This is a genomic window from Commensalibacter sp. M0133 (assembly GCF_016101485.1).
Taxonomy (GTDB): Bacteria; Pseudomonadota; Alphaproteobacteria; order Acetobacterales; family Acetobacteraceae; genus Commensalibacter; species Commensalibacter melissae.
Window position 1 is genome coordinate 128,950 of sequence record NZ_JACFQI010000004.1, and the last position, 14,362, is coordinate 143,311.

11 protein-coding genes are annotated in these 14,362 nt (G+C 36.5%); all 11 read right to left on the reverse strand.

Annotation, left to right across the window (positions count from 1 at the left end):
• Position 1: 1 nt before the first annotated feature.
• The 11 genes from H3T46_RS07960 to H3T46_RS08010 all read right to left on the reverse strand — a co-directional run bounded on the left by H3T46_RS07960 (position 2) and on the right by H3T46_RS08010 (position 14,309).
• A complete protein-coding gene (locus H3T46_RS07960) occupies positions 2–2,182 on the reverse strand; it encodes an FUSC family protein (protein WP_198196993.1) in 2,181 nt (726 codons plus the stop codon).
• Positions 2,183–2,297: 115 nt separating this feature from the next.
• The gene (locus H3T46_RS07965; RefSeq protein ID WP_155571710.1) at positions 2,298–4,415 is read right to left on the reverse strand and encodes an FUSC family protein; all 2,118 of its coding nucleotides are present in this window, start codon (positions 4,413–4,415) and stop codon (positions 2,298–2,300) included.
• 158 nt (positions 4,416–4,573) lie between these two features.
• The gene (locus H3T46_RS07970) at positions 4,574–6,484 is read right to left on the reverse strand and encodes a hypothetical protein (protein WP_198196992.1); all 1,911 of its coding nucleotides are present in this window, start codon (positions 6,482–6,484) and stop codon (positions 4,574–4,576) included.
• Between the two features lie 71 nt (positions 6,485–6,555).
• Positions 6,556–8,709: an FUSC family protein gene (locus H3T46_RS07975; RefSeq protein WP_198196991.1), complete on the reverse strand. Its 2,154-nt coding sequence runs from the start codon at positions 8,707–8,709 to the stop codon at positions 6,556–6,558.
• A 25-nt stretch (positions 8,710–8,734) separates the two neighbouring features.
• On the reverse strand, positions 8,735–10,318 hold the full coding sequence (gene lnt, locus H3T46_RS07980) for an apolipoprotein N-acyltransferase (RefSeq protein ID WP_198196990.1): 1,584 nt from the start codon (positions 10,316–10,318) through the stop codon (positions 8,735–8,737).
• A 62-nt stretch (positions 10,319–10,380) separates the two neighbouring features.
• Entirely contained in the window at positions 10,381–11,229 is an 849-nt protein-coding gene (locus H3T46_RS07985) for a GNAT family N-acetyltransferase (protein ID WP_155566490.1), read from the reverse strand.
• Positions 11,230–11,284: 55 nt separating this feature from the next.
• Complete coding sequence (locus H3T46_RS07990; protein WP_110438649.1) at positions 11,285–11,728, reverse strand: Fur family transcriptional regulator; 444 nt, start codon at positions 11,726–11,728, stop codon at positions 11,285–11,287.
• A 175-nt stretch (positions 11,729–11,903) separates the two neighbouring features.
• On the reverse strand, positions 11,904–12,353 hold the full coding sequence (gene rimI, locus H3T46_RS07995; RefSeq protein ID WP_155565091.1) for a ribosomal protein S18-alanine N-acetyltransferase: 450 nt from the start codon (positions 12,351–12,353) through the stop codon (positions 11,904–11,906).
• 21 nt (positions 12,354–12,374) lie between these two features.
• Entirely contained in the window at positions 12,375–13,067 is a 693-nt protein-coding gene (locus H3T46_RS08000; protein WP_198196989.1) for a tRNA (adenosine(37)-N6)-threonylcarbamoyltransferase complex dimerization subunit type 1 TsaB, read from the reverse strand.
• Between the two features lie 4 nt (positions 13,068–13,071).
• The gene (locus tag H3T46_RS08005; protein ID WP_198196988.1) at positions 13,072–13,668 is read right to left on the reverse strand and encodes a malonic semialdehyde reductase; all 597 of its coding nucleotides are present in this window, start codon (positions 13,666–13,668) and stop codon (positions 13,072–13,074) included.
• Positions 13,669–13,742: 74 nt separating this feature from the next.
• The gene (locus H3T46_RS08010) at positions 13,743–14,309 is read right to left on the reverse strand and encodes a NifU family protein (RefSeq protein ID WP_155566487.1); all 567 of its coding nucleotides are present in this window, start codon (positions 14,307–14,309) and stop codon (positions 13,743–13,745) included.
• Positions 14,310–14,362: the final 53 nt, after the last annotated feature.

Sequence of the window (14,362 nt, forward strand, 5' to 3'; positions counted from 1 at the left end):
TTTATATGACACTATCCTCTTTTAGCAGGAAAGGATGAGTTACATCCAGAAAAGCCTTGTTTTTATCTAAGGAATCAGCAATGACAGTCAAACAAGATACGGCGGCAATAATCTCCATACGAAGGGCGAGATTTTTTTCACTTTTTTCACGCTCTCTCAATCTTTTTACAACCGCATGACAAACCGCGACTGTCCGACCATATTTACCGCTATATTTGGAGATACGTCTTAAAACAATTCTCAATAAGATCTTTATATCTTCAGTCACAACATCATGATCGATCATGGAGTGCAAACGAAGTATATTCAATCCGATCATCATCACTGCCACAGTACCCTGGCTATATGCATGAATCAATTTTGTATTGGACTCACCACTCAACTGTCGTACCATATTAACCAACAAAGCGGCTGTTTGAAAAAGCCATATCCGGGGACTTCTTTTATAAAAAGATACAGAAGCGAGTGCATGCATTTTTTTCAATAGCATTTGCCGTAAATGCAAACGGGTTTTAAGAGGACTATAGGAGTATATTATTCGGAAAGAAGCAATCGCGAAAAATATCCCCATTAGCAAAGCTAGGGAATTATTGAAAAATGTTGATTCATTCAACCTGACCTGGTTATCCAGCTGCAACATATAGGGTAAATATGCGGCATAGGAAGCGGATACAGGAAGCGTTTTCAAATTGGCAATTCCCAATCCACCCAACATTGTAGGAATAAAAAGTGCCATACAAAGAGATTCGAAATTTCCCAACGGTGGAATGAGATAAAGCGTCAAAATACTTCCTGCCAATAAAGCCCAAAATGTACCTTTAAACCATCCAAAAGTAACTTGTGCAGGATTTTCAAACAAACAGAAACGTGCACATCCCATTCCAGTCAGAGAGACCATGGTTCCCCCCATATTCCAGCCTGTCATATACCACATCAAACTGGCAGATATCATTGCAACAAAAGTTCGCAAACCATTTTTCCAAGCCAGATCAAAATTTAAAGGTGCAGAAACATGAAACTTAAAATGATCATTTTTAATAGGATGACTGCTTTTATGATATTCCTCTAAAGTAACTTCTATCTCACCCAGTAATTCACTTAACTTACGAAAAAGAATACGGTCGTTAAAAACAATTTCCCTCTGTTTTGCCCCCTTATCGGGAGTTTCAGTATCAATTTTCTTGTAAAAACTATCTGTAATATGCTGTCGACATTCCCATCTCAGTTTATTCAAATAAGATTGGTCCAAATTAAAATCATGATCATTTTCAATGGAATCTAAAATTCTTTTTAAACATTCCTGAACATTGGGAATGATACTGGCAAAGTCAGCTGTTACATTCTTGAAATGCTGCATTCGTATGGATAGACCCATACTTCGCGCCAAAACAGCTGTCACTGAAAATAAAGCCGCATGTGCATGATCCCCTGTATGATCATTACCATTCATTTCAATCTGCCTGAATTCAATTGAATTATCAAAACTTATAACCGAAGTCAGCAATTCCTGTGAATGCAAAACCATCTTTTCATCTTTTGACAGCATATTGACAACAGACTGAATCGTTTCACAGATTGCAAATTTAAGATTATTGTTTAATTGGGTCCGAGCATTTTTATCGATATTAACATCAAAAAAACGACCCACGAAACTATCACACCAAACCCCGAGAAGAATATAAGTGGTTCTGGCCATTGCCATCATAAATGTTCCATGTGGATCGTTTATGGAACTAAAGGCAATTATCGCACAGGTATAACCTGATAAAACCATGGCATACGCCTTGAAACTCTGCATGCATGTTCCACACCAAACACAAAGGGCGACAAACGAGGCAACTGTAATGTTAAATAACCATGGCTGTTGAGGAAAAACCGCAACAAAAACAACAGCGGCAATAGCTCCAAAAACGGTTCCAACACCACGCCAATATGCCTTTGATATCGTTTCCCCACGTGATGTGTTCCTTGCACAAACCCAAACTGTCATGGGAGCCCATTTTGGACTATCCAATTCCAGCCACAAAGCGATTGCCAATGCCAAAAAAGAAGCAATGGTAGTTCTAAGGGCAAAAATAAATGCTGACCAGCCTGGGGCATAAATCCAACGGTAATTTTCTAAGAAATTTTTTCTGGACCATGAATATTTTTTATACCACGGCACATTGGCGGATCCGATCACCTAATCACAAAAACCTTTTTATTTTTTAATCACATAAATATGATGACAGTTTCCAAACTATTCTTTTTTTTGAAAAATGAAAAGAGATTACTGGCAATTTTGTAATGTTCAATAGCTACAACCGTAAGAAAGATCCGTTTTTATCCAAGGCATATGAAATAATTATTAGGGAAGAAATAGCGGCACTGATTTCTATACGGATTGCCAGATTTTTTTCATGACTTTCCCTTTCCCGAAACCTAGAAATGGCACGATGGGCAATCACAACAGTTCTTGCATGTGGACCATATTTGGCATGACGGCCATCAAATTTCGCAATACGTCTTAAAACAACTTTTAGAATATTTTTAATATCTTCTGTCATGATGTCATGGGCAGCCATCGCTCTCAACCGAATGATATTGACACCAATCAATGTCACGGCCATCGTTCCATGACGATAGGTTTGCACCAGTGTCGTATTTCGGTCCTCATCAAGCTGACGCATTAACACGACAAAAGCTTCAATTACATAACTAATCCACTCTCTAGGTAATGGAACAACAATAGCATTCGCCAAATGATGCATACCATGCAGCAATTTCTGTCTTAACTGAAACCTCAATTTACGAGGTTGGTAAGGAAAAACCAACCGATATGCGGTAAAGGCGAATAATCCACTCATGAAAATAGCCATTGAATCATTAAAAAAGGTTATTTCATCCATTCTACCAACATTAGTAAATCCAATCATATAACAGAAAAAAAACATGCATGCCGAAGCGATCGCAGCATATTTTGGCACCGCCATTGCTAACCCCCCAATCATGAACGGGATCAAAAGCACAAAATAGAGAACCTCTATACTCGTAATGACAGGCAAGAAAAGAAAATTATAAATAAATCCGCCAAATATAGCCCAACACGCCCCCTTGAACCAACCCTTACAGGCAAGCGAAGCATTCTCAAATATACAGAACCGTGCACATCCCATACATAAAAAGGCAAGAAAAAGCGGACCGTAGCTCCAACCAGTAATTTCCCAGGCAATACAACCAAATGTTATTGCCACAAAAGCCCTGATCGCATTTCTCCAAGCCCTTTTGAAATCATAACTATTTTTGACAATAAAACGAAAGTGGTCTTTCAAGGTCATATCTCGACTTTTAGCAAATTCTTTCAGAGTAACTTCTAATTCTGCCAAAATTTCACGTAAACCTTGATATAATATACGATCATTTAAAGTTTTTTCTGCATATTCATCATCCGAAATTTTTTTTTCTTTTAATACACGGTAAAAACTATCAGCAATACGTTGTCGGCATTCCCATCTTAGTGAATTCAAAGCTTTTAAGGATGCATCAATGGAAACACCCGACTTAAGATGATTTAGCAGTTCCTGCAAATAGATTTGTGTAAGGGGTAAAATGCTTGAAAATTGTAAATTTTTCCCTTCTGTCTGTTTCATTAAAATGGATAAACCCGAAGCTTTGATAATCAAACTCAAAACTGAAGATAATACAGCCCTGGCATGATCCCCTGTATGACCTGTACCCTGCATCTCCTTTTCACGAAACTCAATATTATTATTTAATGAAATAACGGATGCCAAAAATTGATCTGATCGTTGAACCGCCCAATCATCTCCATTCATCATATTAATAACGGATTTAACAGCCTCTTCAATTGACAATTGTAAATCCTCTGTCAATTTTCTATGGGCCTGATGATGCAAATTGAGATCAAATAGGCGAGCGGTAAAATTTTCTGCGAGTATACCCAAAATAAAATAACTTCCCCGTGCCATTGCGAGCATGAAAACATTATTTAAATTATCAACGGCACCATATAAAACAATGGCACAACTATATCCTGCCATCACCATACCCAGAGCCCTGAAATTTCTTGTGCAACTGCCAATCCAGCAACAAAATGACACCCAAATGGCAACTGAAATTTCAAAAATAAAAGGCTGTTGTGGAAAACAGCCCGCAATAACCAATGCCATGATAATACCAATGACATTTCCGGTAATAATCCAATAAGCTTTGGAAAGGATTTCCCCACGGGATGAATTCTGGGCTACAATCCATACGGCCATAATTGCCCAACGCGGACTATCCAATTCCATCCATAAAGCAATGACCAATACAATATAAGAGGCAATGATGGTTCTAAGCGCAAATATCAAGGCTGTTTTTTGTGGGGCAAATAACCAGCTAAATGACGGTAATGTAAAATCGCTAAGACGCATCTGAATGCCTGATCTTCAATATACAGCTTTAGAAAAGGGATATATCAGAGATCAGAACAAATAGCATCAATTAAATATTCATAAACGCCATGATAACATTTACTTGACTTTGTTATAATAGGAAAAAAACATCATGATTTAACTTTAAAAATATTCCCTCACCGATTAAAATTATAAATTCTCAAATTTTTATCAGAATAAACACTGGTTAAATCTGTATAAGGCATATAGCTCCAAACCGAATCATAACGTGTAACAATTATTGCATTACACTGAAACAGTTTAATCAAGGCCAGATCCTTATCATTGGCCTTACCGTTATAAAACTGTCTGATCGCATGATCCATCAATTCAACCTTTTCACCCCAGTTAGGCCCAAAAGTTTTGACATAGCTAATATTTTGAAAACAAAATTTTCTGTTAACCATTACAGGTGGCAATAGATTCCCCCCCCATGGTTCAAAAGTCTCGTTTTGATGAATATTAATTAGTAATCTGTCCTGTTTATGGGTTCGGTGAGTTATTTTGTTTAATTCTTTTAAACTTGGTCTGGGTCTATAATAATCCGCACCGAATATCAACATTTTACTGAAATTTAATGGTTCAATAATACCAATTAGAGCAATGAATATAAAAATTGCTTTTTTGAAACTGGAACAATATTCATTGACATAAAAAGTGACAATCGTTGTTCCTGTCAAAACAAATAATAAAATTGCACGCCAACCCAAATCGTCATTATATATACTACTGTGAATGAATAAAGAAACAAAAATTGACCCTAAACAGATAAATAATATTACCCTAAAAGATGGATCAATCTTTATTCTTTTTAATAAAATCTCAAATATCAAACAATATAATCCAATTATTATTACCGGAAACCATAAAATCATTGCCCCAGTGAAAAAGAAAATAAAATCTATAAACTGTTTATAAACTGATGAATTATATATAAATATACGTATTGGAAGACCCGATTCCCTTACAGGGACGGTAATGACATTATACATAATCGGTAAAATGATTATAAAAGACCCCAGAACCAGCCATAACCAGTTAATTAACACATTTTTTTTATTTTTTTTCCCAACTATTTGTTCAACAAAAACCATTAATGATGTTACCGCAAATGTAAGCCCCCCAACCCATACCGAAAAGCTGAATCCGGCACCAACCAAAATAATAATTGAAAATAAAATTATTTTATTATTTAAATTTCTTGCGCCAATTAAAAATAAGGCCAAAACTGAACATGATGCAGCCAAAAGATGTTGTGGCACCCAAGCGGCTTGAACAATCCATGATTCTAGGGGATGAACATTTGATAGAATTTTAAAAAGTTTATAACCAGTCAATAAATCGACAAAAGAAACAATCGAACCAGAAAATAAAAAGAAACAGAATAAGTATTGACCTTTTTTTTTATTAATAGATTTCGAAAATAATTCACTTAATAAATAGAAACAAGTAAATATAGAAATAAATGCAGAAATAAAAGCAAGAATAATATCGGCATTTAAACCTGAACAATGGAAAAATACAACAATATTTGCTGACAATAAATAAAAAAGATAATAATAATGAAACAATTCCCCTGCAGATGGATCAATACAGAAAGGATTTATTATAGGAAAGCCATCCCTAACAATTGAATTAACCAAAGCTATTTTAATATGGTCAAATAAGGGTGTAGAAATCCCAACATCAGATCCATTTATTTTGATAAAAACACCTGATACTGCTATAAATGACAAAATCAGAGGTAAAATAATAATCGGTTTGTCAGAAAAACCTTTTTTATAACACTCAATACTCGGTTTATTGATCCAAAACGTCAGACCCAGAGGAAATAAAAATATTATAATGGCCTGAAATGTTCCAATATTAAATAAATTATTGATCCATAATGCAGTTATTCCCAAAATAGCGATACCAAAAGGGAAAGATAATTCAAAAGATCCGTATTTATTTACTTTTCTGGCAAATGGATATCCGACAATATAACTGTAAAACAGTAAAATTATGGTAATAATCATTAAAAATAAAAGATTGGAAACAATAAACATAAATTATACCATTCAAATAATTTTATTTATTCTATTCAATAATTAAAATTATTAATCATAACTGGGGCATATTAATTATCACTGTATGATAAATTGAAAAATGTAAGATTTTTTTCCAATGCATAATGTATTGGTATTAAACATGCAATTGCCGTACCGATTTCAAGTCTTTGTGCAAGGTTCTTTTCATGACTTTCCCTGTACTGTAAACGTCGAATAGCACTTTTAATGATCAAGACAGTCCTGACATGATGCCCTCCTTTAAAATGACTTATTCTTCTAATAACAACACGCAATTGATTTTTAACATCCTCAGGTAAAATGTCATGAATGATCATTTTTCTCATTTCAATAATATTAATCCCGATAACCATTACCGCCAATGCACCTTGATTATACCGTCTAATCAGTGTTAGCTCCTTAGCGGGGTCAAACTGCCTCATCAATGAAACAAACCAGTCCGTCGTTACCGCAAGCCATTTTCTTGCCGGAGGAATGGTCAATAAAACTGGCAGGGTATGAATATCTTTTATCATTCTTTGACGAATTGATTTTCGCACCTGAATTGGTGAATATGGTGCGATATATCGGAATGAAAAAATAGCAATCGCTGCCACTGCCACAGTGGCAAAAGCCGTATTGAAAAAAGTCAGTTCGTTCATTTTATCCTGATTATCAACAACCAGCATCAATGATAAAAAGATTGTGAAACTCATCCCTATACCACGGGTTGGCAAATTATAAATCGCCAATCCCCCGATAAAAGCTGGAATGAAAAAAGCGATACAGAGCAACTCAATCGTATTTGCTGACGCAATTAAAGTAACATTCATAATACCACTGACAATCATGGCCAAAACTGTGCCTTTTAGAAAATCCAATGAAAATTTATAACTATTTTCAAAAAGGCATAGGCGGCCACAAATCATACAGGAAAATCCGAGAGCATTTGTAAAATTAGGCCAGGCAGTAACTTCCCAAATCAGACAACACAAAATCACCACCAAAAAAACACGCAATCCATTCGACCAGGCCAATCTGAAATTAAGCAGTGGAGGCATTCTAAATGTAAAACGGTCATGCAAAGGAGGATTGTGAACCATTCTGTATTCCCTTAAAACCACTTCCAACTCACCCAATAATTCACTTAAAGCCCGATATAAAATTCTTTGATGTAGAAAAGACTGTTTTTCAATAGATTCACGATCTGAATAGTTTAAAGCCGTATCATGAAAAATATGATTGGCAATAATCTGTCGACATTCCCAACGAAGATCGGCAAGCTTTTGCATATGCGCTCTAAAATCCATATTCTTATTTATAAATTGAATCAAAGATTGAACATAATTATGAACTTGCGAAAAAATACTATGGAAGTCATTTCCTGCCTCTTTGAATTCCCGCATGTAAAGCACTAGATTCATCAATCTAGTCAAAACAATGACTACAGAAAACAAAGTGGCATGAACATGGTCAATCATATGATCATTACCAGTCATTTCAGCTTTTCTGAATTCTAGGGTATTTCTTGTTGCAGCAATAGCAGAAAAGGTTTCCCTTACCCGATAGACAGCCTGATAATCACCATTAAAAACATCCTTGATAACATTAAGGGCTCCTGTTATGGCCATTAACATATTCTTCTCAATATTAGATCGAGCCTGTTTCTCCTGGTTATAAGCAAAAATACGTTCAACTAAATCCTGACACAATACAGCTAAAATGATATAAGTACCCCTGGACATTGCCAGCATAAATACATTTTCAGGATCAGAACTTGCTGTAAAAGCGATAATTGTACAGGTATATCCTGCCAATACAACGCTATAGGAACTGGAGCTACGGATTAGGCTTGCAAAAAAACAGCAGCCCCCTATCCAGCAAGCCAGACATATTTCAAATAAAAATGGTTGTTGAGGGAATGCGGCAACAATCAAAACCGAAACAACAACTCCGACTATGGTTCCCACAATACGCCATTTCGATTTGGTTATCGTCTCTCCCCGAGAGGTTTGAGAAATTATCCATACCGTCATAACAGCCCATTTGGGGCTGTCCATTTCCATCCATAAGGAAATTGCCAAAGCAAGAAAAGAGGCAATGATTGTTCGCAATGAGAAAAAAATGGCTTCTTTTTTAGGAGCGTATAACCATTTAAAAGATTGTATATTTGGTAAAAAAACGTTAAATTTAAACCAATTCAACTTTAAACGAACATTCTCCATCCATACAACCTTGTTCTTTAGCCCTTTAGTTAATTATTTCCCCCCTCGAGAGGAATTTGCCTGCTACTCCTGTAAAAATACAAATAAGTGACAAACAAAAAGGAATAAAACGATGTCCCAACGAAAACAACGTAAAGGACAAAGCTCCTGGTAACGCAACCGCCCTTATTCCTTTAACGCCCCAGTCAATCTGGCTTATTTTTCTTCCAAAAGAATCATAAACTGCTGATATTCCCGTATTTGCTACACGTACAACTGGAATTCCTTCCTCCACGGCACGCAATCTCGCCGCAGCAAGATGTTGCCTAGGACCGGCAGAATTTCCATACCATGCATCATTTGTTAAATTCAATATCCATTTTGGTCTATTTCTATAATCAAGAATCTGTCCCGAAAAAATAACTTCATAACATATTAATGGTGCAAAAGAACTTACTCTTGATAAATTCAATGTGACATTTCCCTCACCTGGTGTTAAAACCTGTCCAGGTACAACATGAAATGGAATATACCAAGGTTGGGATTCACCAAAAGGTACCAATTTCACTTTATTATATACATGATCAATCGCTCCATCCGGTTGTCTTAAAACTACCAAACTATTGTAAAGAACATTTGGTTCTTGCTGGGTGATGGCTCCTATAATACCGAAAGAAGCATCTGGATTATTTTGCATCATAACTTTTCTGGCTGCGTCATCATATTGAATACCTCCCGGAAAAGAACTTTCAGGCCAGGCATAAATGATAGGTCTTTCAAACTGCCCCAATTCTTGACGCAAGGTTACCGCCTGAACAACCGCATCCGAAGTAAGTTGCATATATTTCTTGAAAATTCGGCGAGGATCTGTATTCGCTATCTTGTCGTCTTCAGCTATATTTCCCTGAATTAAGGCAACAATGGGTGTATTATTATCTGTAATAGGCGGTTTTTCTGCCAAACGGTAAAAACCAAACAAAGCCAAACCACAAATAGTTCCAGCGATAATCACCCATCCTTTTTTTCCATATAATGGAAGCAAGACGAGAATAACCGTTATCAATGTCAATCCATCCACCCCAATAAGGGAAACGGTCTGGATAAAAATATCCCCTATCCTGCCAGGGATCTCCCAGGTACTGGCCAAAGGATTCCATGGAAAACCTGTCAAAACAGGATTCCACCAATTAGGCGGCAACATCACCGCTCTGGACATATCACAAACGGACCATAAACCAGCGAAAACAAAAATTTTCAATTTTTTTGAAGGCTTTATCCAATAATAGAAAAGCGTAGGCAAACCGGTCCATAATGCAAGTAATATCGCACATAATGGAGATACAATTGGAACAAGCCACCAAAAGTCCTGTGCCCGTATCAGTATAGCATTTACAAGCCACGATAATCCGATTGTATGCAAACCAAAACCAAACCAGTAACCCTTCATCAGGGCACATTTCCAATTTTTGGAACGATCAATTGAATGCAGAAGTAACGGAAATGAAAAAAATAAAATAAATATAAAATAGGTGGGTGGAAAAGCCAAGGCAGATATTCCTCCCAAACCTGTGAGATACAATGCTCCTTGCCATCCTTTTAAGTCATGCCATTTATCCAAATGAAAATCCATTTTCTTAATATATGAAATAACTTTATAAAATAGTTTATAAATTTTCAAACTTCATTAATAATTCAAAATTCCAATGCGTCTCTCAAACGACGTTCATAATGACGATAGTATTTATCTGCAATGAGTTCAGTTTTAAGAATTATTGCAACATCCGTGGTATTAAATTGCTGATCGATAACAGCACCATCCCCAACATATCCTCCCAGTCTTAAATAACCCTTAATTAAAGGAGGAAGTTCCAATCGGCAACGAAAATGATCCAAATGATGCGGATCGACACGCAACATTTCCACACGACGCTCTGGCAAAGCCTTGACTAACAAAGCTGGGGGTGCCAATTGAGTTTGATAAAGATAGGTTAAGATTTCGGCATATTGATCGGGGTCTGTTCCCGGGAAACTGGCACAACCAAATAAGATATCTATTCGATAATAAAAAATATAGGCAGCAATTCCCTCCCACAATAACTGCATTGCGGATCGATTACGATATTGCGGATGGACACAAGAGCGGCCGACCTCCAAAAGATTGCCAGGATATTCCTGTAATACGGAAAGATCATATTCTGCACGACTGTAAAAACCACCCGCCTTGTCGGCATTTTCCTTTCGAATTAATCGATAGGTTCCCACGACCCGCTCATGATCAGATATTTTATTATAGTCAATTACCAGTAAATAATCTGAAAATTCATCATATTCATCAAAATCTCTTTTAAGATTACGAATATTCTCGTTAGGAATCGCTCCCATCTCTTCATAAAACACTCGATAACGTAAAGCTCGGGCTGCATCTTTTTCCGATTCTGTCTCGGCCAACCTGACTCCTAGGCTACCTGAACGTAATTCAACAAATTTATCTCTTCTCAATTCTAAAGTTGATAAAGAACCGCTTCTCTTTTCCCTATGCATATTTTCTTTCTATATAAATCATAAACCAAAATAATTTATATATATCTTGTAAAAATTACGAATCTTGTTCTGTCTTAATACGGCGCCCAAACAGTTCCAACCGATGCTGAACCAGTTCGAACCCTAATTTTTTCGCCATGATCTCGATCATCTTGATATGCTCAGGATCTTCAAATTCAATCACTTTTCCAGTATCAACATCGATTAAATGATAATGCGTTCCCTGTTCAGTCACTTCATAACGGGCACGTCCCCCACCAAAATCATGTTTTTCCAGAATACCCTTTTCTTCCAATAAACGAACAGTACGATAGACCGTGGCTACAGAGATATTATTATCCAATTTTGAAGCCCGTCGATATAACTCTTCAACATCAGGATGATCATGGGCATGCGAAAGAACATGGGCAATAACACGTCGCTGCCCGGTCATTTTCAGACCTTTCTTAATACATAACCGTTCTATATGAGATAAATTATTCATTTTTTCACGTGTCATACAATTCATTCAATTATTACAAAGAAGCCTATATGCGCCCTAACTGGAATACGGACAATTGCCAAGTCAATTTTCAACAAAAATTATAACTTCAAAAGATAGCTTTCTTCAAACTATTTATAACTTAATTCAAATCATTAAAAAAGATATATTTCTCTATTTATCAAGAGTCGTTCTAGGATAACGACTTTAGCATAAGATAAGCATTCTTATTTTTACCATAATAATCAACCCTTTTTGTTTGAACTTCAAAATTATAATTACAATAAAGCTGATATGCCTTTTTATTATCTTCAGCAACTTCTAAAAAAACTGATCTGATGTTTTCCATTTTCATTTTTTTTATAAATTGCTCAAGAATGGCCTTGCCTATCCCTCTTCCCTGAAAAGGGGGGGAAACAGCAAAAGTAACTATTTCCGCTTCATCAATAATTTTGGAGTAAAATAGAAAACCCAGCATTACATTTTCTTTATCCATATAGACACATGCAGAATGTGTAGGTAAAGCCATCAGTGTTTTGAAATCTTCAGGTTTCCAATATTCATGTTCTGGAAAAGCGGATTGATGTAATAATGCCAATGGATATTCTAAACCATTTCCCTCTGTAATAAATTGTATCGGCATCACTTCATTCTCTCGGCATTTTTATTTTGGTGCTTTTCGCAGTCCACCAGCAGGTAAACTCGCTTTGGGAGGATCTATATATAAAGGATAGAGTTTATTCGTAACTTTATCACCCTGATCATAATGATCCGCAATCTTGGCCATCATAACGGCATCCGCCTCATTTATAGAGGATTTGCGCCAATTGACTTTTGTTGGAATAAGAGGTTCTATAATTGGAAACGCTTCACCTGACAAAATAACTTCTTCTTCCGGCCATGGTATATCAACAAAATCGAAAGCTTTTACTTCAGATTTTTGATTGGTTTCAATAAATACCCTATTTCTTCGGGCCAGGGTCATATGCCAAACTAATTTACCAGAATAGTCTTTTTCGATATATGGAAAAATCGCCTCACCACGGCGTAAAGGGACAACCGGACAATGTAACCCTGTTTGCAATCCCAATGAGAATGCAATGGAAGCCCTCAATCCTGTAAAAGATCCAGGTCCAATAATAATAGAAATAAGATCAATCTTATTAGCGACTAAATAACCGTTCCGCACAAATTCATTGAAATAGATTGGAAATCTTTCTGGGGCACCTCGTTCAAAGGATTTTTTTTCACATTCCAACCTATATATTTTATCCTTAACAACAACAGAAATAAAATTAGGTGCCTGCTCAGATGCAGAGGCACCATTAATGACTAAAATTGTTTTATCGTTTTTCATAGATTTACAACATTAAGCAGGCTTCCTCAAACGCAAGCCTTTCATTTCGTTCCCCAATATTTTCCTTATTCCCGTATCCCAAACATATCAAAAAATTGGAATGCCAACCCTGCTCTTCAAAAAACAGTCGATCCACCATTGTATTGTCAAAACCCGATAGGGGAGCAACATCAAGTCCCAATGAGCGAGCTGCAACAATCATATATCCTCCCTGCAAAGTAGAATTGCGCAAAGCCGTCTCTTCAGCAAATGGCATGTCTCCCGCATACCATGATCTCAATTCAACCGTTGGATATAAAATCGGTAATTTTTCATAAAATATTGGATCATATGCTACAATAACAATAACAGGAGCGGATAGTGCCAGATCAATATTCCCGTCTGTAAGGGCGGGTCTCAATTTTTCCTTACTTACCGGATGACTAAGAAAAGTAAACCGAGCCGGCTGGCAATTTGCAGAAGTTGGACCCATTTTTACCAAGTCATAAAGCTGATATAAAACAGAAGTTTCCACATCCCTATTTAACCAACCCCTAGGCGTCCGTGCCAAATTAAAAAGACGATCCAGACATTCCATAGACAAAGAAGATGTTTCATCCATTTCTTTTTTCCAATTCAATCATCCGAATTGATCCGAAACATAGATTTTTTTGATATTTTCTTTAGCAAATAAAATTAAATTCTTACTTGCTCCACAGTAATAACCTCAGAAAGATATCGCTGCAGGATCACTTCCACCCCATGTTTCAAAGTCATTGCTGAAGAGGGACACCCCTGACAGGATCCCTGCATTCTTAAATAAACACATCCATCCTTATAACCGTAAAATATGATATCGCCACCATCTTTGGCTACAGAGGGGCGAATTTCCGTATCTAATATCCATTTTATTTGCTCAACAACCGCTTGATCCTCAGGTGCAACTTCCATCTCGATCACATTGACTTTTGAAGTTTTATCGAGAACGGGTCTTTTCATCAAGAGAAAATCCATGATGATAGCACTTAGCGCTGATTTCAGCCCATACCAAGAAACTTTCTCATCTTTGGTTACAACAATAAAATTGTGACCAAAAAAAACACGTTTCACTCCCTCAACATCAAACAGGCTCAATGCGAGTGGCGACATATTTGCAGCCTCTTTATTCGTAAAATCAATTGTCTGGTTCGAATCAAGGATCGGTTTACCCAAAATGAATTTCAATGCATGACTGTTTGGTGTTTCTTCCGTATGAATAAGCATTCCCAGTTCCTTAATCCCTCCACCTTAAATAAACAGGTTTTACCCAAATAAAA